This window comes from Martinezella sp. CNPSo 3959 (genome assembly GCF_057784355.1).
On the sequence record NZ_JBXSOV010000001.1, the window covers coordinates 1,415,199 to 1,432,919 of the forward strand.

Below are 17,721 nucleotides of genomic sequence, written 5' to 3' on the forward strand. Positions count from 1 at the left end.
CCGATTACTTCTCCGTCAGCTTCAGCTCGATGCGGCGGTTGGTGGCGCGAGCATCCGGCGTATCGCCGGGGGCAATCGGCTGGAATTCGCCGAAGCCGGCAGCGACGAGCCTGTCGGCGGGCACACCCTGCGAAATCAGAAACTTGACGACTGCGATAGCGCGCGCCGATGACAGCGCCCAGTTGTCCGGATAGCGGCCATTGCCCGAAAGCGGCACATTGTCGGTGTGGCCATCGACGCGCAGCACCCAATTGATCTCGGGCGGAATTTCCTTGGAAAGATCGATGAGAGCTGCGGCAAGCTTGGTCATCTCCGCCTGGCCCGCCGGATTGAGATCGGCAGCGCCGGACGGGAAAAGCACCTCGGACTGAAACACGAAGCGGTCGCCGACGATGCGGATATTATCCCGATCCGAAAGGATTTCGCGCAAGCGGCCGAAGAAGTCGGAACGATAGCGGTTCAGTTCCTGCACGCGCTGTGCCAGCGCCACATTCAGCCGCCGGCCGAGATCGGCAATCTTCACCTGCGATGACTGATCCTTGGCTTCCGATGCCTGAAGGGCAGCTTCGATAGCGGCGATCTGGCTGCGCAGGGCGGCAATCTGCTGATTGAGGAGATCGACCTGGCTCATCGCCCGTGCGCTCACCTGCTTCTGATCGTCAAGCTCCTGCGAAAGCGATCCAGCCCGCTTTTCCGCAGCCTGGCTGCTGCCGGAGCCCGCTGCGAGAAGGTCTTGCAGCCGCGAGCGCTCAGTCTCCGCCGAGGACAGCGATGCCTGAAGATTGGCGACAGCATCCTCCAGGTCCTGTTTGCCGCTTTTTTCCAGCGCCAGCTGCTGCACCAGATCGTTGATGCGGCTGTTGAGGCGATTGAGCACTTCGTCGCGCCCGGAAATTTCGCGGCTGAGAATGAATTGGCCGACGACGAACACCGTCAGCAGGAACATGATCGCCATGAGCAGCGTGGACAGCGCATCGACGAAGCCGGGCCAATAGTCGACGCTTCTCTGGTGGCGTCGGTTGCGGGCGAGCGCCATGGCTTACTTGCTCCCGGTCTTCTCGGTATGGCTGATCCGGTCGGCGAGGCGGTCGAGCGTGCGGCGCATCGATTTCGCCTCCTCCTGCTGGGCCTCGATCCAGTCGCGCAGCATCTGCTGCTCATTGCGCATGTTCTTGACCAGGCCCTGAATGCCTTCGGCAAGGTTCGCCATCGCGGTCACCGAGCGTTGACCACCGCCCTCCTCGGCGATCTTGCGCAGATAGTCGGAAAGCGCACGTACATCCTCCGAGGAGGCGCCGGCGGCATTTTCGATGACGGGCGTGATATCGGAACCGACATCCGTGACCGAGGAAAGCCAGTTCTCGAGCTCGGTGTAGAAACGGTTCTGAGCACGGCCGGCCTGGAGATCGAGGAAGCCGAGGATCAGCGAGCCGGAAAGGCCGAGCAGCGAGGAGGAGAAGGCCGTGCCCATACCCACAAGCGGGCCGGAAAGACCTGATTTCAAGGCGCTCAGAATGTCACCTGAGTCGCCGGTGCCCGCGTCGAGGCCCTGGATGACGTCATTGATCGAGCCGATCGTGCCGATCAGACCCCAGAATGTGCCGAGCAGGCCGAGAAAGACGAGGAGGCCGATAAGATAGCGTGAGGTGTCGCGCGATTCGTCGAGGCGCGTGGCGATCGAGTCGAGGATCGAGCGCAGCGTCGCCGTGGAAAGCTGCATCGCACGGCGATTGCCGAGCAGCGCCCGCATCGGCGCCAGCAGCCGCGGGTTGCGACCGACCTTGTCCGCATTGCCGACTGCGCGGAAGTGATTGAACCAGCGAACCTCGGGTCTCAGCATCAGCACATGGTTGAAGACCAGCAGGATGCCGACGACCAGCACACCGACGATCAGGCCGTTGAGGCCGGGATTGTGCAGGAACGCGACCTGGGCCTGACGGAAAAGGATAGCCACGATAAAGCCGACGATGACGAGGAAAAGCACCATCGTCCAGAAAAAGGCCATCGGGCTCGAGAGCTTATAGGCGTAGCTGCCCGACACATTGTCGGTCGATCCCAGATCCGCCAATTTCACATTTTCCATTGCACGCTCCGCCACCGCATTTTCCGCAGGCGGAGACTAGAGCAACATTGTGCCGAATTGAAGAGATGGAAAGCATAAAACAGCCCGCTGGAAACAGACTGTTTTGTCACTCTAAAACGCGAATGGAGAAATGGCTTACTTCGTCGGGACCGGGCGCTTGACGACTTCGGCAAGCGCCTTCTGGATATGCTCGTTGCCGCAAATGATCGATTTCGTTGCGAACATCTCGGTACCGCCATGGAAATCCGATACGAAGCCGCCGGCTTCGCGGATCAGCAGAATGCCGGCTGCGATATCCCAGGAAGACAGGCCGGTTTCCCAGAAGCCGTCGAAGCGGCCCGCTGCCACATAGGCAAGATCGAGCGATGCGGAACCGAGACGACGGACACCGGCAACCTCGCCCATGACATGACGCAGCTCGACGAGGAACTTGCCATGATTGCCGCGGCCGAGATGCGGAACGCCGCAGCCGATGACGCTGTCCGACAGTACGCGGCGCGAAGCCACGCGCAGGCGGCGGTCATTGAGAAATGCGCCACCACCGCGCTCGGTCGTATAGAGTTCGTCGGTGGCCGGATTGAAGATGACGCCGGCAACGATCTCGTCGTTGCGCTCAAGCGCGATCGAGACCGCAAACAGCGGAATGCCGTGCAGGAAATTGGTGGTGCCGTCGAGCGGATCGACGATCCAGCGATGGGCGCCATCCGTACCCTTGACCTCTTCGCCTTCTTCACCGAGGAAACCGTAGGTGGGGCGGGCCTTCAACAGCTCGTCGCGGATGATCTTCTGCGCCTTCAGGTCCGCCTGGCTGACGAAATCACCCGGTCCCTTCACCGACACCTGCAGGTTCTGCACTTCGCCGAAATCGCGGCTGAGCGACTTGCCTGCCTTGAGGGCAGCCTGAACCATGACATTGAGAAGAGCAGAACGGGCCATCGGGGTTCCTTGGATAATGCAGAAAGCGCTGACCGGGCCCGAAAGCAGGCACCGACGGAGCAGAAGCGTCAGCGGAAATAAAGATTGGCGGCCTCAAGACCATAAAATCGCGGGAATTTCAAGTGGTGAGGCTGTGGCAGGCGCAAACTGGTATCAAATCAGCTCCGCCGAGGCTCAATCCAACACCTTTATTATCGCGCGCGCCGATATTTGTTGGCTGCGTCGATGGCCGCCTTCTGCTGGTAGTCCTCGATCCCTTGATAGAAATCCTCAAGCTCGGGGTCTTTCAGGCCGGCACGACGCGAAATGACATACCAGGTGGCGGCAGCCACCGGATCCTGCTTCGTGCCGATGGCGTTGATATAAAGATGCGCCAGCTTGTTTTGCGCAACGACGTTGCCGCGATAGGCTGCGACCCGCATCCAGTTGAAGCCGTTTTCGAGATCCTGCGCGCCGCCGGTGCCGTTGATCAGCCAGATGCCCATGTCGAGCTGTGCAGTATCGAAGCCGGCATTGGCGGCACGCGACAGCCACTCGCGTGCGCGCGCCTTCTTTTCCGGCGGCAGATCGGGAAGGTTCAGATACAGCTGCGAAACGGCATACTGTGCGTCGGCAATGCCCTGCTGCGCAGACTTTTCATAATAGGGAAGCGCCATCTGCAGACCCTTCGGGCCTGGATTTTCGGCCGTCAGCATCTGGGCGACATTGAATTCCGCCGAAGGCTGACCCGCATCGGCCGCCTTCTTCATCCATTCATCGGCCTTCTTCTGATCGCGGGGCATTTCGCGGCCCTCCATCAGGATCAGCGCGTATTTAAACATCGCCGTGGGATCACCGCCCTCGGCCGCCTTGCTGTACCAGAAGGCGGCGTCCTTCGTATCGCGCTTGACGCCCAGGCCCTGTGCCATCAGCTCCGCGATCAAGGTCTGTGCGGCCGGATCGCCGAGCTGCGCCCGCGGCAATGCTTTCTGAAAGGCGGTCAGATAATAACCGCGTTGGAAGGCACCATAGGCATCATCCACCTTGTCGGTGAAAGGCTTTTCCGGCGGCAGGTCAGGCAAATTTGCCCCCATGCGCTCGAAAACGCCAACACCCTGGGATGGCTTGATGTCGCTATCGGCTTTCGGCTCTGCACCCGGCTGAATCTTTTCAGTCTTGAAGGTGCCGGCATCGGCGCCCAAAGGCCGCGTCATGACATTGTCGTTGTGCTGCGGCGCATCCGGCACCGCGGTATCGTCATCGGATTGCGCATTGTCTTCTGGCCGCGGCCCCTTGTCCGCTGGCTGAGAAACGCCAGGCAGCGATGTATTGTCATTGCCGGATTGCGCCTCAGCCAGCAGCGGGAAGGCCGCAAGCCCGGCTGCAAGCACGGCAAGGAAGGATCGATGGCGGAATCGAGGCGCTGACGACATGGACCGCTATCAATCCTCAAACCGTGGCGCTTTTTCGTCCAGAAGCGCATTCACTTCCGCAACGATCGAGGGGGCGGCGGCGGGATCGGCAAAGACCGCCTTATGCAGTGCCACGAACTCGGCGCCGGTAAGCGCCACCTCCAGCGCCGACTTCGGATCGGTGCCGCCCATGACGATGCAGGGAATTTCGATCATTGAAGCCCACCATTCGCCGAGCGCCAGATTTTTCGGATGCGCCTCGGGCTTGATATCGCCATCGAGCTTACCAAAGAAGATATAGTCCGGCCTGAGCTCGCCGACCTCCAATGCGCTGTGCCTGTCGGCCGCGCTGCCCCCGCCGACGATCAGCTTCGGCACGAATTTTTCGACGGCTTCCGTAAGCTCGGTAATATTGCCGGCAATGTGCAGCCCGTCGGCCTTGGCACGGCCCGCCACGCGGCTGTCACCAGCGATAAGCGCTGCCGCACCTGCGGCCTGAATGATCGGCACGAGCTTTTCCGCATGTTTCTGAAAGGTACCGTCATCGAGATCATATTGAGGAATGATCACCGAAGCGACGTCCCCACCCATCAGGGCATCGGCCACCGCCGTCGCCCGCTGCTCGATATCGGCAATGTCGGGAACGATGAGTACAAGGCGGCAACGATCTTCGGGCACGGTCATGCGAGCTTCCATGGTTTCGGCCTCCATCGTCAGCGATGGCGCACCGGTTCGATAACCGTGAGTAAATCCGTTAGCTCTCTCTGACAAGGGGCAGCGGCCGAAACGGGCAGTTCGCGATGAAGGACATCGGACACGCCACCTCCGCGAGCGGCCATTCGCACAATATATCATGCAGCGCACAATTAACTTGCCGCCCTTTGGTGTTTGACGTAGCTTTCCGCCATGTCGACCATGGATCCTTTCGCAGCCATCGCGGACCCGAACCGGCGTCATCTGCTGGAAGAGTTGCGCCGCGCACCCAAGACGGTCAACGAACTGGCGCAGGGCCTGCCGATCAGCCGCCCAGCCGTTTCGCAGCATCTCAAGGCTTTGCTCGACAGCAACCTCGTTTCCGTCACCAATGAAGGCACGAAGCGCATTTATGCGGTGAACAGCCGCGGTTTCGACAAGCTGAATCTATGGCTGGATCAATTCTGGTCCTGAAACGGCTTTTCCACCTTCATTGTACTTGGAATACTTGGAAATTTGCGGAATTTGGTAGCTGATAGCGTCAGCCATGACGGCGCGAAAAGCGGCTCTTCGAGTTAAGTCCGCGATCGAAACGACGTGACCTCCGAATGAGCGAGTGCCGCGACCACAACGAGCCGAGAGTCGCCAACGACGGCATTTGTTGCATAAGATGGGGAAATTGCGCCAACCCCTACCTTCGACACTACGAAGCTGGCGCATCCGTTTTTGACGGAAATGCTCATCGATCCTGGATGGGAATTTGCCTCAAGACCTTTCGATCTGCCTCTCTTGCCCCAAGATCGATGGCTTTTTGAACTTTGGAACGTTACCTCAGTGAACGGAGGAACGCAGACGCTGGATTTCGTCCTTGACGCGCAGTTTCCTGCGTTTGATGTCGGCTATTTCCGTATCATTGCTAGAGGGAGATGAGATTGCCGCATGCAGCGCCTCCTCGAGCGCGACATGTTTCTTTTCGAGCGATTCAAGATGTGCTTGAACAGTCATATGACCCTTCCTTCCTCTGAAGAGCCCTGACCATCCATTCGCCAAGGCTCTAGGTGTCAACCTTCTCACTGTGCCATAAGATGGAGCCTTTGTCGAAGGCGAAAACGTGGCCTATAGGCGGCAAATTCGTGAAGAAGGATAACTTCCCGTTATCGTCATTTGGTGATAGGAGCTTGCGGAAATCAGGAGGCGGAACGAATGCGATTCCGCGATATGCTGGGGAAATGAACATGGCCGATCAGGAACAGGCGGAAATCAGGCTGATCGTGGCGCGGCTGCGCCAGGAACACGAGGATTATGATGCCGCAATCAATGCCATGATCGAGACGGGCTGCGATGCCCTTCGTATCCAGCGCATGAAAAAGAAGAAGCTCGTCATCAAGGACAAGCTGACCAAGCTGGAAGACCAGATCATTCCCGACATCATCGCCTGAGGAGCACAACGCAACGATGCTGACCGAAAGACCGCCTGTCGCCATCATCATGGGAAGCCAGTCCGACTGGGAAACCATGAAGAATGCTGCGGACACCCTGGAAGCGCTTGAGATCACTTATGATGCGCGCATCATTTCCGCGCATCGTACGCCGGACAGGCTGGTGAGCTTCGCCAAGGGCGCGAGGGACGAGGGTTTCAAGGTCATCATCGCGGGCGCCGGCGGCGCGGCACATCTGCCGGGCATGGCGGCGTCCATGACGCCTCTTCCGGTCTTTGGCGTGCCGGTTCAGTCACGTGCGCTCTCCGGTCAGGACAGCCTTCTTTCGATCGTGCAGATGCCGGCCGGCATTCCCGTCGGCACGCTTGCGATCGGCAAGGCCGGCGCGGTCAATGCCGCCCTTCTTGCTGCCGCTGTCCTGGCGCTCGGCGACGAAGAGATTGCCGACCGGCTCGACGAATGGCGCGCGCGCCAGAGCGCCGCCGTTGCCGAATATCCGATGGACGACCTATGAACGCGAAGACGATCGGTATCATCGGCGGCGGCCAGCTCGGCCGCATGCTGGCCATGGCGGCCGCACGCCTAAATTTTCGCACCATCATCCTCGAGCCCCAGGCCGATTGCCCGGCGGCCCATGTTGCCAACGAACAGATCACAGCCGCCTATGACGATGCGGCCGCCCTTGCCGAGCTGGCGAAGCGCTGCGATGTCGTGACCTATGAGTTCGAGAACGTGCCCGTGACCGCCGCTGAGGATCTTGCCTCGCAGGTAACGGTCTATCCGCCGCCCAAGGCGCTTGAAATGGCGCAGGACCGGCTGACCGAAAAGAGCTTCATCAACGGCTGCGGCATTCCGACGGCCCGCTTCCATGCCGTCGACAGCCAGGAGGACCTCGAAAAGGCGCTAGCCGATTTCGGCGGCCAAGGCGTGCTGAAGACGCGCCGCCTCGGCTATGACGGCAAGGGACAGCGCGTCTATCGCTCCGCCGCCGACAGCCCCGAAGGCGGCTACGCGGCCTTGGGCAGCGTTCCGTTGATTCTGGAAAGCTTCGTATCCTTCGAGCGCGAGGTCTCCATCATCGCCGCCCGGGACAGCGACGGAAAGGTCGCCTGCTACGATCCGGCAGAGAACGTCCATCGCAACGGCATTCTCCACACCTCCACGCTGCCGGCGAGCATTTCGCAAGAGACGGCGAACGCCGCTCGCGATGCTGCGGAAAAGATATTGACGGCGCTCGGCTATGTCGGTGTCATCGGCATCGAGTTCTTCGTGCTTGCCGATGGCAGTCTGATCGCCAACGAAATGGCGCCGCGCGTCCACAATTCCGGCCATTGGACGGAAGCCGCCTGCGTCATCTCGCAATTCGAGCAGCATATCCGCGCCGTCGGCGGCCTGCCGCTCGGAAATCCCGATCGTCATTCGGACTGCGTCATGACGAATCTGATCGGTGACGACATCCTGGCGCTGCCGGATTGGCTGCGCCTTGACGACACGCTGGTGCATCTCTATGGCAAGACCGAAGCCCGGCCGGGCCGCAAGATGGGGCATGTTACACAGCTTCTGCGCTGAGATCAGCGGGAAAAAGCCCTGACATGGTTGACAGCGCACGGCCGACAGGGTATTTGCTCCCCACCCTAAAGAGCGCGCCCTGAGCGCGCTTTTGATTGTTAAAGACCCGGGCGAATGTGACATTCCCCCTCAGAGATCGCGGATCAGAAAAATGAAGATCAAGAATTCGCTCAAGTCGCTCAAGGCGCGCCACCGTGACAACCGTCTCGTCCGCCGTAAGGGCCGTATCTACATCATCAACAAGCTGAACCCGCGCTTCAAGGCTCGCCAAGGCTGATACAGCGCGCGGCTCCGATCCCACGGATCGAGCCTCAGTTTTAGTTGATCGCATCAAATTTGTTTTGATCTTCGACATTGGCGGGCTACTATGCCCGCCATGCGCGTTTTTGCTTTGTCATATCTAGCCCTGCCGATTCTGTTTGCTCTGACTGCCTCTGCACCCCATGCGGCGCCGGCTGATGAACCAAACCCTGTGGAAAAGCAGAATCAGGGCAATTCCTCCGGCACCCTGTCGCCCAAGCGGCAGCTCGACAATTTGTTCACGACGCTGAAGCGGCAGCGCGATCCCGACCAGGCAAGCCTCATTGCGGACCAGATCAATGCCCAGTTCGCCGATTCCGGCAGCGCTACCATCAATCTCCTGATGCAATGGGCTGACAAGGCCATTCAGGACAAGCGCAATGCCGCCGCGATGGATTATCTCGATCAGGTGATCTCGCTGAAGCCCGACTATGTCGAAGGCTGGAACCGACGCGCCACACTCAATTTCGCGATCGGCGACTATCGCAAGTCGATGGAAGACATCAATCAGGTGCTGCGCATCGAGCCGCGCCATTTCGGAGCGCTGGCCGGCATGGCGGCAATGCTGACCGAACGCGGCAACGATACTCTCGCGCTCAAGGCCTGGCAGCGCTTTCTCGAAGTCTATCCTGCGAATCGATCGGCCCAGGAGGAAGCGGACAAGCTGTCGGAAAAGATCGCCGGCAGCCGCACCTGATTTTCCGCCGCGGTTTCCCGGCGAAAATCGCATTTGAAGGGATGAAAAGCCGCCATATCGCGCTAGATTAGCGTCTTAAGATATTTGATCCGTGCCGCAATGATCGATTCTTTCCTCGTCGCCATTGTCTTGCTTCTTATCGCCGCCGCGGGCTTTTCCGCCTACAAGACCCGCGCCATCGAGCAGGCCTATCCCAATATTGGCGAACTTACCGATATTGGCGGCTACCGCCTCAACGCGGTCCATTTGCCACGCCCGGCAACGGCTGATCTGCCAGCCCTGGTCTTTATCCATGGGGCCAGCGGCAATCTGCGCGACCAGTTCGAGGCCTTTGCAGCACCTTTATCTGGCCGCGCCGAAATGCTGTTCGTCGACCGCCCCGGTCACGGCTATTCCGAGCGCGGGCCGGCCGAAAACGCGGTGCCCTCCGGCCAGGCCGATGCGATCGCCAAGCTGATGGACAAGCGCGGCATCAAGAGCGCCATCATCGTCGGTCACTCCTTCGGTGGTGCGATCGCAGCCGCCTTCGGCATGCGACACCCTGAAAAGACGAAAGGACTACTGTTTCTGGCACCTGCCACCCATCCTTGGCCCGGTGGCATCGACTGGTATTATACGCTTGCCGCCCTGCCCGTTCTTGGCTGGCTTTTTACTCAACTCCTCGTCATTCCACTCGGCTTACGTCGCGTGGAAAGCGGCACGCTCAGCATCTTCCGCCCCAACGAACGGCCGGCGGATTATATAATGAAGACGGCACCGGAACTGGTGCTGCGTCCGCAAACCTTTCGCAACAATGCGATCGACGTGGTTAATCTCTTTGCCTATGTCTCGGCCCATGCGCCGCGCTATAGCGAGATCAAGGCGCCCACGGTCATCATCACCGGCGACAGTGACGATATCGTGCTCGAGGAATTGCATTCGCGCGGCCTTGCCCGGGATATCCCTGGCGCCGAACTCGTCACCATCCGCAATCTTGGCCATAAGCCGGATTATGTAACGACGGATGTAGCGATCGCTGCCATGGAACGGCTGGCAGGCCAGCCGCGTGACCTGTATGAGCTGGCTGCACAGGCGGAAATCCGCATCGCCAGCCTGACGGAAGGATCCGTTGAAGCTGCCACCGTTTCTCAGGCCATGACGACATCCTGACCAGACGCATCCTCAAAGATGCGGCTTTGCGGCACGGTCTCGACGGTCTGCCGTACCGCCTGCACCATGATAGATGCCAGCCGCTCCGTCGCCGGGCTCCCCTCCGCCTCGGTACGATGCAGCACGAGATCGAGCGTCGGCAAAGCCGGCAAGCCCGCCTCTCCCGGCATCAATTGCCGTACCTTTGGCGGCAGACCGAGCGGCGTGCGCAGTGTCAGGCCGAGACCTGCCGCCGTTGCTGCCCAAAGCCCCCCGAGACTCGGGCTGACGAAAGATATTCGCCAGCCGATGCCGGCGCGATCGAGCGTCTTCGTGGCGATATTCCGCAGCAAACAAGGCGCTTCGAGCGAGGCGAGCGGCATGGCCTCGCCACCATCGGCGTGCCATTGCATGCCGCCACTCGCCGGGCCGACCCAGCAGAGCGATACTTCGGCTATGCGGTCCGTATAAGCCGTGCGGAAACCATCGCTCCAGGCAAGCGCCAGATCGAGCTTGCCTGACGTCACCCGTTCCACAAGTTCCGCGTTGCGCACGACACGCGCCTCGATACGCACCTTGGGATGTGCACGGGCGAAGCGGCCCAATACGTCCGGCAGCAGCGTCTCGCCGAAATCCTCTTGCAGCCCCAGGCGCACCCAGCCTTCAAGCTCGGTCCCATGGAGCGCCGTGGCCGCCTCGTCGTTGAGGTCCAACAGTCGCCGTGCATAGCCAAGCATCGTCTCGCCGGCCTCCGTCAACGCCAGTCCCCGGCCCGCCTTGCGGAAGATAGGCGTGCCCGCCTGCTCCTCCAGCTTCTTGAGTTGGGCGCTGATGGCCGAGGTTGAACGCCCCAGCCGGTCTGCCGCCTTGGCATAGCTGCCAAGATCCATGCCGGTGACGAAGCTGCGTAGCACATCGAGATCGAAGATGATCTTTCGCACGGATAACCATCCATATTTTTGGGACTATGTATCCAGAATTATCTGGTTTTCAGGATGATTATCCACTGGCATTCTATACTCGTCAAGTGACACGGAAACAGGAGCAATCGCATGCCATTCACCCGCATCACCCTTCTGCGCGGCAAGTCGCCGGAATATCTCAAGGCACTGTCGGATAATTTCCACCGCGCCCTGGTCGAGGCCTTCGACGTGCCGCCGACCGATCGCTTCCAGTCCATTCATCAGCTGGAGCCGCATGAACTCATCTTCGATCGCACCTATTTCGCCAGCAAGCCGCGTTCGGACGATTACGTTTTTTTCGACGTCACCATCGGCAAGCCGCGCAGCACCGAGGTCAAGCAAGCCTTCTATCGCCGTGTTGTCGAGCTTCTTGCAGACGCCCCTGGCGTTCGTCCCGAAGACATCATGATCACCATCACCACGGCAACGCGCGAGGATTGGTCCTTCTCCGACGGTCGCGCGCAGATGAGCGAACAGGTCTGAGAGCCATGCCTCAGACCACATCGACCCAAACGCCGGCCATACATCGCGCCGGCACGAATATGCGCCCATCGCCCGAGGGCATCGCTACCGCCTCTTTCCTGGTGGAGTCGCTCGTGGAGAACGCTGAAAACGGCGGTCTCACGGCCATGCGCTGTGAACTCGAACCTGGCGTCATGACGCGCTGGCATACGCATCCGCATGGGCAGATCCTCTATGTTCTGTCCGGCGTCGGACTTGCCGAACGCTTCGGCGGCCCGGCCGAGGAACTGCGCGCCGGCGACTGCATCAGCTTCGCACCGAACGAACGCCATCGACACGGTGCGGCACCGGAGAATGCCTTTTCCTATATCAGCATCCAGGCGGCGCAAAATGGAAGCGCCGTGACCTGGCTGGAGGAATGACCGATGATCGCCATGCAATATAACTTCCCCCTACCCGCGGATTACGACATGGCGATCATCGATCGCCGTATCCGTGAAAAAGGTCCCCTGCTCGACAATCTCCCGGGCCTGAAGTTCAAGGCCTACCTAACGGCAAGAAAGGGCGATGTCGTCACGGGGAGCCGGCAGAACCTTTATTCCCCCTTTTACGTCTGGCATGAAGAACAGGGCCTGAGCGACTTCGTCTCTGGCCCAGGCTTCGCGGCCCTGACCGAGAATTTCGGTCGTCCTCAGGTCAATACCTGGATCGCCTGGCACGTCGAGACATCTGCGGATATTCGCAGCGCCAAGTTCGCCACGCGCGAGGTGGTCGCGATCGACGCCGAAACATCGCTTGCCGAACTCCGCGCGAAGGAGATCGAGGCAGCAGCGCAGGCCATATCGAACGGTGAAGCCCTCGCTTCGGTCGCCGCCTTCGAACCGACCCACTGGACGCTGGTGCGCTTCCGCCTCTTGGCAGAGCCGCCCGAAAATCCGGCTAAATCCGGTCCGCAGACCTATGATGTCGGGCACCTCTCGCTGCCAGCCATCGCCTGAAGTGTCATGGAGACAATCTCCTTGTTTTAAAGGAAAGGCGGGAGCTTTATGGATGGAAAGTCTTTCTGAATCCGAAGAGTGATCCCTCCATGGTCGATATCGCAATGATCGAAGCCGCCCGCACTCGCCTCGGCGGCAGGGCGCGACGCACGCCGCTTCTCTCCTCGCCCTTTCTCGACGAGATCGCCGGGCGCCGCCTCTTCGTGAAGGCCGAGTGCCTGCAGCATTCCGGCTCCTTCAAGTTTCGCGGCGGCTGGTCGGCGGTTTCAGCGCTGGAACCGTCCGTGCGCGCCAGAGGTGTCATCGCGTTTTCCTCCGGCAACCACGCCCAAGGCGTGGCGCTGGCGGCAAAGCTGCACGGCGTCCCCTCGGTCATCATCATGCCGACGGATGCGCCGAAGCTGAAGATCGCCAATACCCGCGCCTTCGGCGCCGAGGTCGTGCTCTATGATCGTATTAAAGAAGATCGCGACGAGATCGGCGCACGCATTTCCGGGGAGCGCGGCCTGACGCTCATCAAACCCTTCGACGAACCGCAGGTGATCGCCGGCCAGGGAACAACCGGGCTGGAGATCGCAGAGCAGGCGGCGGAGGAAGGCATCGAGACAGCCAGCGTGCTCGTGCCCTGCGGCGGTGGCGGCCTGACTTCAGGGATCGCTTTGGCGCTCGAATCCCGCGCACCGGGCCTTAAGGCGCGCCCGTGCGAGCCGGAAAACTTCGATGACACCACCCGCTCGCTGGCCTCGGGCAAGATCGAGCGCAATGTCGCGCTGCAGGGCTCGATTTGCGACGCCATCATCACGCCGCAGCCGGGCAACATTACCTTTCCGATCATGAAACGCCTCTGCGGCCCCGGCCTCGTCGTGACAGACGAGGAAGCGCAGAAGGCCATGGCACTCGCCTTCACTCGGCTGAAGATCGTGGTTGAACCGGGCGGCGCAGTCGCGCTTGCTGCCGCACTTTTCCACGGCAGGCAAATCGAGGGTGATGCGGTGATCGCCGTTACCTCTGGCGGCAATGTCGATCAGGATGTTTTCGAGGCGGCGCTGAGCCGCCACTAAACCCCTAGTTCACGGCGCGGCGATAGAGCGCCAGCGATCCGGCAAGAGCCAGCAGCGCGCCGCCGCAGGCGCGCTCAAGCCATTTCGCTCCTTCTGACTTCAGCACACGCACGGCCTGTGAGCCGAACACCGCATAGCCGAACATGATCATGAAATCGAGCGCGGCGAAGATCGCGCCAAGTACGATATATTGCTGCATCTGCGGCGCCGAAGGATCGATGAACTGCGGCAGGAACGCCGAGAAGAAGAGATAGCCCTTCGGATTGGTCACGGCGACCATGAAGCTCTTCAGCCCAATGGAGAAAGCGGTTCCCTTCGATTGGCTCGCGCTCGCCTGCAAGGCGCCGTCGATGCTTCCCTTGGAACGCAGCATCATGATGCCGAGAAAGGCAAGATAGGCCGCACCCACCCATTTCAGAGCCGAAAACCAGAATTCGGAGGCAGCCAGCAAGGCGCCAAGACCGATGGCAACGGCGCTGATCAGCACCGCGTCGGAAAGAACGGCTCCCACCATGCCGGGCAAGGCGCGCCTGATGCCGAAGCGCGAGCCATTGGTCAACGCCAGAAGCACAGTCGGCCCCGGCGTCGCGATACCGATGAAGGAAACGGCGGCGAAGGCGAGCAGCGTGGTCAGATGCATCGGGGATCCCTCCTCTGGAAGATAGGAAGGTTGCATGTGGTGGGGTACTTAGCAAGGGGTTGCTTGATGGAGGCTTTGAGTATGCCGCACTTCTGATACCCCCCTCTGTCACTTCGTGACATCTCCCCCACAAGGGGGGAGATCGTCGGGAGTTTGCTGCCCGTCTCCTTAAATCGATAAACTGCAGTTTCTGCACACTCATTGGTCGTTTGAGGAGCATCGACGCCGCGAGTTACCAATCTCCCCCCTTGTGGGGGAGATGTCGCGACAGCGACAGAGGGGGGTGCGTACTCTCCACTAGCTTGATCGGCGATAATTACATCACAGCCCCCGAACTACCCCACCAACCCCGCATCCTTCGCCGCCAGCGCGCCAATCGCCGACCAGTCCAGTTCCTCGCCGCCATGCGCCAGCAGGTTGAGGAAACGATCACGCAGCAGGCTCGCCAATGGCAGCGGCACGTTCAGCGCCTCGCCGGCCGCCAAAGCCAACCGAATATCCTTCTGACCGAGTGGAGCAGTGAAGCCCGCCGGCTGGAACTTGCGGTCCGCGATCAGCCCGCCATAGGTCTTGTAGACAGGCGCGTTGAAAAGCGTCGAGGTCAAGAGATCGAGATAGGCATGCCGGTCGACACCACCCTTTTCGACCAACGCCATGGCCTCCCCCAGCGACTCGATGACCGAAGCGATGAGGAAATTGCCGCTGAGCTTGACGAGATTGGCCGCCTTCGGCTCCTCGCCGAGGACGAAGGTGCGCTGACCGATGGCGTCGAAAAGCGGTGTGACCGTTCGGATCGCATCAGGCGCACCCGCTGCGGCAACGAAGAGCTTTGCCGCAGCCGCCGCTTCCGGACGGCCGAAGACGGGCGCTGCCACGAAGTGCTGACCTGCTGCGGCATGTTCCCTCGTCAGCCTTTCCGACATGGCAACGCTGATCGTGCTGGCGGAAATATGAACTGCACCCTTGCCAAGGCTTGCCAGAACGCCGCCATCGCCATGGACGACGGCCGACAGCGCATCGTCATGCGCGAGCATGGTGAAGACAGCCTCGCCGCCGCACGCTTCCGCCACGGTCGCAGCAACCTTGGCGCCCTCGCCGGCCAGAGCCTCGGCCTTGTCGCGCGAACGATTGTAGACGGTCACGTCATGCCCAGCCTTGATGAGATTGGCGGCCATGGCGCTGCCCATCTGGCCCAATCCGATAAATCCGACTTTCATTGGCATATCTCCTTCTCAATCCGCCTGCTTGGGGATTGCAGGCGCTTCGGCTTCAAGAAAAAACCCGCCGTCTTTCGACAGCGGGTTTCGGATATTTGAGGTGCTGCCGCAATTAGATGTCGGCAATCACACGCCGGACTGGCCGTCCGAACCGATATAGGCGATGCGCAGCATGTTGGTGGCGCCCGGCGTGCCGAGCGGAACGCCGGCCGAAATGATGATGCGGTCGCCCGGCTTGCCGAAGCCTTCCTCGGCAACGATGCGGCAGGCATTGTTGACCATGTCATCGAGGTCGGTCGCATCGTGGGTGACCACACAATGCATGCCCCAGACGACGGACAGGCGACGCGCCGTCTGGATGATCGGCGACAGCGCCAGGATCGGAACCTGCGGACGCTCGCGCGAGGCACGCAGGCCTGTCGTGCCGGAGGACGTGTAGCAAACAATAGCGGCGAGCTTCAGTGTCTCGGCGATCTGGCGGGCAGCGAGCGAGATCGCGTCGGCGCCGGTCGCTTCCGGAAGAGCGCGCTGGGCATAGATGATACCGGGATAATGCGGCTCGCGCTCGATGGTGCCGGCAATCGACGCCATCATGGAAACGGCTTCGACCGGATAGTCGCCGGAGGCGGATTCGGCCGAGAGCATAACGGCATCGGCGCCTTCGAAGACGGCGGTGGCGACGTCGGAGACTTCGGCGCGGGTCGGGACCGGCGCGGAGATCATCGATTCCAGCATCTGCGTAGCGACGACCACGGGCTTGCCGGAGCGGCGGCAGGCGCGGATCAGCTGCTTCTGGATACCCGGAACGGCTTCCAGCGGCATTTCCACGCCGAGGTCGCCGCGGGCCACCATCAGCGCGTCGGAAAGCTCGATGATTTCCTCGATGCGCTCGACAGCCTGCGGCTTCTCGATCTTCGACATCAGGCCAACGCGGCCATGCGAGATCTTGCGAACTTCCGTCAGGTCTTCCGGGCGCTGGATGAAGGAGAGCGCGACCCAGTCGACTTCATTGGTCGCGAGAACGGCGTCGAGGTCGGCGCGGTCCTTGTCGGTCAGCGCGCCGACGCCGAGCAGCGTATCGGGCAGGCTGACGCCCTTGCGGTCGGAAATCTTGGTGCCCGAAATGACAGTCGTGACGATGCTCTTGCCGTCGCACTTTTCGGCACGCAGCGCCAGCTTGCCGTCATCGATCAGCAGGCGGTGGCCGGGCTGAACCGATTCCAGGATTTCCGGATGCGGCAGGTAGACACGCGTGTTGTCGCCGGGGATATCCTGATTGTCGAGCGTGAAAGTCTGACCGGGCTTGAGATCGACCTTGGTGTCAGCAAACTTGCCAACGCGCAGCTTGGGACCCTGCAAGTCAGCGAGAATGCCGATCGGCCGGCCACAGCGAGCTTCGACGGCGCGAATGCGCTGGATCAGCGTCCGCATCACATCATGGCTGGCATGGCTCATGTTGATGCGGAACAGGTCCGCCCCGGCCTCGTGAAGCTTCTGGATCATCTCCTCCGAAGAGGAGGCCGGACCGAGCGTTGCGAGGATTTTGACTTTTCGGTTTCGTCTCATCAATTCTGGCTTTCTTGGCTGCCCGAGGGCTCGGAAAGCTGAACCATCCAGCTCGCCTGGCGCCCGGTGTCGTATTCCTTGAATCCCATCTTCTGATAGCCACGCGCGTAGCAATCCTTGACGCCTGGGATTTTGAATTCATTTTCCGCCACGCACATTTCGACGTCACCCGTCCAGCGGCCGCCGCGGGCCGCATCTTCTGCGTAGAGATAATAATAGCGGGATTGAAGCGGCCCCTCGATCAAAGTCGCGCAGGTATTGGCCGGAATTTGCCACCAGCCCTCCGTCACCCAGCCGTCCTTGGCGCGATAGCCGATCGCAACGCCGACAAGGTTCTGCGTACCGTTGCATGTTCGGAAATCGGCATGGGCCGCATTCGGCATGAAGAAGAACGGCGCTGCCGCGGCGAGAATGAGGAAGGCGATTCGGGCGAGCGGGCCTGACCGCTTAACGAAACGTGGCGCGACTTGGCTGGACACGGCTCCAATTGGCTCCCGGTTATTCGTTGTTGCGTCTTCTTGCGCTGCCATCCCATGAATGTCAACGCAACTCTAATCGATTATATTTTCTTCACGGGAT

22 protein-coding genes are annotated in these 17,721 nt (G+C 60.7%); 11 read left to right on the forward strand and 11 right to left on the reverse strand.

The features are described from left to right. Positions 1-4: 4 nt before the first annotated feature. The 5 genes from AC13RE_RS07065 to AC13RE_RS07085 form a co-directional block, all read right to left on the reverse strand. Positions 5-1,036, reverse strand: coding sequence for a peptidoglycan -binding protein (locus AC13RE_RS07065; protein ID WP_488485051.1), 1,032 nt, complete (start codon positions 1,034-1,036; stop codon positions 5-7). Between the two features lie 3 nt (positions 1,037-1,039). After that, positions 1,040-2,083, reverse strand: a complete 1,044-nt coding sequence (locus AC13RE_RS07070) for a hypothetical protein (protein ID WP_041677656.1) — start codon at positions 2,081-2,083, stop codon at positions 1,040-1,042. A gap of 135 nt (positions 2,084-2,218) precedes the next feature. Then, complete coding sequence (locus AC13RE_RS07075; RefSeq protein WP_015341037.1) at positions 2,219-3,019, reverse strand: inositol monophosphatase family protein; 801 nt, start codon at positions 3,017-3,019, stop codon at positions 2,219-2,221. Positions 3,020-3,210: 191 nt separating this feature from the next. After that, the gene (locus tag AC13RE_RS07080; protein WP_488562405.1) at positions 3,211-4,431 is read right to left on the reverse strand and encodes a tetratricopeptide repeat protein; all 1,221 of its coding nucleotides are present in this window, start codon (positions 4,429-4,431) and stop codon (positions 3,211-3,213) included. A 9-nt stretch (positions 4,432-4,440) separates the two neighbouring features. Beyond that, a complete protein-coding gene (locus AC13RE_RS07085; RefSeq protein ID WP_488562406.1) occupies positions 4,441-5,094 on the reverse strand; it encodes a thiamine phosphate synthase in 654 nt (217 codons plus the stop codon). A gap of 222 nt (positions 5,095-5,316) precedes the next feature. On the opposite strand from AC13RE_RS07085, the gene AC13RE_RS07090 reads away from it, so the two are divergent. Beyond that, positions 5,317-5,577, forward strand: a complete 261-nt coding sequence (locus AC13RE_RS07090; RefSeq protein ID WP_015341040.1) for an ArsR/SmtB family transcription factor — start codon at positions 5,317-5,319, stop codon at positions 5,575-5,577. A 357-nt stretch (positions 5,578-5,934) separates the two neighbouring features. Here AC13RE_RS07090 and AC13RE_RS07095 read toward each other — a convergent pair whose 3' ends face one another. Then, complete coding sequence (locus tag AC13RE_RS07095; RefSeq protein WP_015341041.1) at positions 5,935-6,108, reverse strand: YdcH family protein; 174 nt, start codon at positions 6,106-6,108, stop codon at positions 5,935-5,937. 230 nt (positions 6,109-6,338) lie between these two features. On the opposite strand from AC13RE_RS07095, the gene AC13RE_RS07100 reads away from it, so the two are divergent. The 6 genes from AC13RE_RS07100 (at position 6,339) to AC13RE_RS07125 (ending at position 10,257) form a co-directional block, all read left to right on the forward strand. Further along, positions 6,339-6,542 carry a YdcH family protein gene (locus tag AC13RE_RS07100; RefSeq protein ID WP_015341042.1) on the forward strand — a complete coding sequence of 68 codons (204 nt, stop codon included), beginning with the start codon at positions 6,339-6,341 and terminating at the stop codon, positions 6,540-6,542. A gap of 16 nt (positions 6,543-6,558) precedes the next feature. Then, complete coding sequence (gene purE, locus AC13RE_RS07105; protein ID WP_015341043.1) at positions 6,559-7,056, forward strand: 5-(carboxyamino)imidazole ribonucleotide mutase; 498 nt, start codon at positions 6,559-6,561, stop codon at positions 7,054-7,056. Beyond that, the gene (locus tag AC13RE_RS07110) at positions 7,053-8,111 is read left to right on the forward strand and encodes a 5-(carboxyamino)imidazole ribonucleotide synthase (RefSeq protein ID WP_488562407.1); all 1,059 of its coding nucleotides are present in this window, start codon (positions 7,053-7,055) and stop codon (positions 8,109-8,111) included. The genes purE and AC13RE_RS07110 overlap by 4 nt, the downstream gene beginning before the upstream one ends. A gap of 151 nt (positions 8,112-8,262) precedes the next feature. Then, a complete protein-coding gene (gene ykgO, locus AC13RE_RS07115; protein ID WP_003566454.1) occupies positions 8,263-8,388 on the forward strand; it encodes a type B 50S ribosomal protein L36 in 126 nt (41 codons plus the stop codon). 90 nt (positions 8,389-8,478) lie between these two features. Continuing rightward, positions 8,479-9,108, forward strand: a complete 630-nt coding sequence (locus tag AC13RE_RS07120) for a tetratricopeptide repeat protein (RefSeq protein WP_132717496.1) — start codon at positions 8,479-8,481, stop codon at positions 9,106-9,108. A 99-nt stretch (positions 9,109-9,207) separates the two neighbouring features. Next, positions 9,208-10,257, forward strand: a complete 1,050-nt coding sequence (locus AC13RE_RS07125) for an alpha/beta fold hydrolase (protein ID WP_488562408.1) — start codon at positions 9,208-9,210, stop codon at positions 10,255-10,257. Here AC13RE_RS07125 and AC13RE_RS07130 read toward each other — a convergent pair. Beyond that, positions 10,236-11,177, reverse strand: coding sequence for a LysR substrate-binding domain-containing protein (locus tag AC13RE_RS07130; protein ID WP_488562409.1), 942 nt, complete (start codon positions 11,175-11,177; stop codon positions 10,236-10,238). The genes AC13RE_RS07125 and AC13RE_RS07130 overlap by 22 nt on opposite strands. 111 nt (positions 11,178-11,288) lie before the next feature. On the opposite strand from AC13RE_RS07130, the gene AC13RE_RS07135 reads away from it, so the two are divergent. The 4 genes from AC13RE_RS07135 to AC13RE_RS07150 all read left to right on the forward strand — a co-directional run bounded on the left by AC13RE_RS07135 (position 11,289) and on the right by AC13RE_RS07150 (position 13,719). Next, positions 11,289-11,681 (forward strand): tautomerase family protein, encoded by a 393-nt coding sequence (locus AC13RE_RS07135; RefSeq protein ID WP_488562410.1) that lies wholly within the window; start codon positions 11,289-11,291, stop codon positions 11,679-11,681. Positions 11,682-11,686: 5 nt separating this feature from the next. Further along, a complete protein-coding gene (locus AC13RE_RS07140; RefSeq protein ID WP_488562411.1) occupies positions 11,687-12,082 on the forward strand; it encodes a cupin domain-containing protein in 396 nt (131 codons plus the stop codon). Between the two features lie 3 nt (positions 12,083-12,085). Continuing rightward, positions 12,086-12,658: a DUF4865 family protein gene (locus tag AC13RE_RS07145; protein ID WP_488562412.1), complete on the forward strand. Its 573-nt coding sequence runs from the start codon at positions 12,086-12,088 to the stop codon at positions 12,656-12,658. Positions 12,659-12,747: 89 nt separating this feature from the next. Then, a complete protein-coding gene (locus AC13RE_RS07150) occupies positions 12,748-13,719 on the forward strand; it encodes a threonine ammonia-lyase (protein WP_488562413.1) in 972 nt (323 codons plus the stop codon). A 4-nt stretch (positions 13,720-13,723) separates the two neighbouring features. Here AC13RE_RS07150 and AC13RE_RS07155 read toward each other — a convergent pair whose 3' ends face one another. From AC13RE_RS07155 to AC13RE_RS07170, 4 genes are all read right to left on the reverse strand, one after another. Continuing rightward, a complete protein-coding gene (locus tag AC13RE_RS07155; protein ID WP_488562414.1) occupies positions 13,724-14,359 on the reverse strand; it encodes a LysE family translocator in 636 nt (211 codons plus the stop codon). A 335-nt stretch (positions 14,360-14,694) separates the two neighbouring features. Then, on the reverse strand, positions 14,695-15,576 hold the full coding sequence (locus AC13RE_RS07160) for an NAD(P)-dependent oxidoreductase (protein WP_488562415.1): 882 nt from the start codon (positions 15,574-15,576) through the stop codon (positions 14,695-14,697). A 126-nt stretch (positions 15,577-15,702) separates the two neighbouring features. After that, on the reverse strand, positions 15,703-17,142 hold the full coding sequence (gene pyk / locus AC13RE_RS07165) for a pyruvate kinase (RefSeq protein ID WP_015341054.1): 1,440 nt from the start codon (positions 17,140-17,142) through the stop codon (positions 15,703-15,705). Beyond that, entirely contained in the window at positions 17,142-17,630 is a 489-nt protein-coding gene (locus AC13RE_RS07170; RefSeq protein ID WP_041677973.1) for a DUF1036 domain-containing protein, read from the reverse strand. The genes pyk and AC13RE_RS07170 overlap by 1 nt, the downstream gene beginning before the upstream one ends. Positions 17,631-17,721 lie beyond the last annotated feature (91 nt).